The 2,050-nt window shown below is 42.4% G+C and carries 3 protein-coding genes; all 3 read right to left on the reverse strand.

The window, feature by feature from the left end; all coding sequences use genetic code 11:
* The coding region (locus tag CAG69_RS14425) for a hypothetical protein (protein ID WP_161444830.1) at nt 1-215 on the reverse strand (215 nt) is incomplete at its 3' end.
* Nucleotides 216-349: 134 nt separating this feature from the next.
* Nucleotides 350-790 (reverse strand): hypothetical protein, encoded by a 441-nt coding sequence (locus CAG69_RS14430; protein ID WP_130241057.1) that lies wholly within the window; start codon nt 788-790, stop codon nt 350-352.
* Nucleotides 791-941: 151 nt separating this feature from the next.
* The gene (locus tag CAG69_RS14435) at nt 942-1,376 is read right to left on the reverse strand and encodes a GNAT family N-acetyltransferase (protein WP_161444832.1); all 435 of its coding nucleotides are present in this window, start codon (nt 1,374-1,376) and stop codon (nt 942-944) included.
* Nucleotides 1,377-2,050: the final 674 nt, after the last annotated feature.

Genomic DNA, 2,050 nt, shown 5'->3' on the forward strand with positions numbered 1-2,050 from the left:
AATATCGACTGCAAAAACTCTTGAATATTAAGCTGAACACTCTTAATTAATTTTAAGCTATTGTGGTATTCAGCTATAGCATTTCGGTCTGACTCAAACTGCTCATAGCAGATTGGCTTCAATGCATGAATTTTCGTTGTTGGCTCAACTTCGCCTTCTGCTAATTCACCTACTACAAAAGCTAAATGCCATTCGCCGTTTTCAGATTTACTCATAACTTCCTCTTGTTGCCTAACGCCCAATTAAGGTGTGAAGCACGCGACCACGACACTGACTTTGACCACCGTAAACACTGAACCCAACCCAAAGCAAAAATGCCAAGCGTGCTGAATCACTCTTAAATTGTTTGTTATAACGCTGCGTAGTCAGTAACAATTTTGAGCTTGTTTGATATGTTTTTCATTGATTCGAGTACAGATTTGTACTTATTTTCGCCCGCAATATCAGGAGCTTTCTCATTAGTAATAGCTCCCAAACGGTTCAACGACCGAGCTGCCGATACCAATGCCTTTTCACTTGGTAAGCCAAACAGCAAACGAGTAAACCAATAAAGTGGAATTGCACTCTTTTGAGCCAACAACAATGAAGCAAACCTAAACATATCCTCACGAGTTTCATCCTTAGCGGTAGCGCCGATAATTTTGGGTTGCTCTCGCAGAAATAGCCCTGAAATTTCACCGAATGTAGCCTTTAGAGCAACAACAGGTTCAATGAAGAGTTTCAGTACTATTTGTCCAAAAACAAAAACACTGACACCCGATAGAACTGTTACCAAAATTTGAATGTCCATATTACCTCTTGCTGATGAACTCTTCTGCGTTATAACGCCCAATTAAGGGGTGAACAACGCCACCACCCAACCTAACGCATTGTACCGTAAACACTAAATTTGAAGTCGAAGCAAAAGTGCCAAGCGTTGTGAATCCCTCTTAAATTGCTTGTTATGTGTTTGAACTTAAAGGGATCTCCATTTCAACCAACCCTTTGACTTCAGATGTTCTAACAAAACCCTTGGACTCATACAGGCTGATTGCTGGGTTTTCACTAAACACACGCAAAACTAGCTTAGTGGATTGTCTTTTAAGCGCATATCTAACAACTAGTTCAAGACACTTTGCCCCAATTCCTCTACCCTGAAACTCAGGCAAAATTTGAAAGTCTCTCAAGAAGGTAGTATCGCCACTATAGCTAAAACGGAGAACACCAACACGGCCTTGGTCTAGATGGACTTCGTAGTTATCTAACTCTTCCCAGCTACGTAGAAACTGATTGTGATCCCAGATTATCCCACGAGTTTGATAGTAACTTGCCATATTTGACTTGGTTAAAGATTCTGCGAACAAGGAGTCACTACCTACTTTTAGCTGTACTTCCATGCATTTTCCTCTGGTTACACATAACGCCCAATTAAGTAGCCCGAAACACCCTGGCTCACCTTCCGCATAGCAGCGTAAACACAAAACCCGACGCAAACCAAAAGTGCCACGCGTTGAGGGTCTGCTTGAATTGTTTGTTATGTTTTACCACAAACGACTGATTTATTTGGCAAAGAACTACTTTATTGACCGCATTTCAAGAAGTGAATCACACGCTCAAACTCACTTGGCCGCCAAATGCACGAAACACCAAGCGGGTCAGTCCACTTCCCTGCCCAATGAGGCAACTCGACTTAGCTTCAACAAGCGCCCTCTCTTTCCAGCCAAAGCGCAGTACAATGGCAAATTGCCGAGGCAACTGCCAAGCTGAAATGCTAATTGGCAAATAAGCTAAAAGCGACTTTGAGCCAGTGAAATTTGAAGCCAACCGCCACGACCTGCAAATGAAGCAACCCGCGAACATTGACATGTTTTACGGGTTGAGAAATTCACGAATTTAGACCGACAATGCGGATTTGCTGAGGCAACTCGGACGAACTGCCAAAGGGACAAAGAACAGAGATCGAAGAATTTTTAAGCCATTGAAATACAAGTAAACATAACGCCCAATTAAGGTGTGAGCAACGCTAACCACCTTACCTAAACCATTGTGCCATAAACACTAAACTGGCTTG

The organism is Vibrio sp. V43_P6S15P86 (genome assembly GCF_009904725.1).
Taxonomy (GTDB): Bacteria; Pseudomonadota; Gammaproteobacteria; order Enterobacterales; family Vibrionaceae; genus Vibrio; species Vibrio diabolicus.

Excerpts from the sequence above, each read along its gene's own strand:
- CAG69_RS14430 (WP_130241057.1), bottom strand. The coding sequence starts at position 790 with ATGGACATTCAAATTTTGGTAACAGTTCTATCGGGTGTCAGTGTTTTT.
- CAG69_RS14435 (WP_161444832.1), bottom strand. The coding sequence starts at position 1,376 with ATGGAAGTACAGCTAAAAGTAGGTAGTGACTCCTTGTTCGCAGAATCT.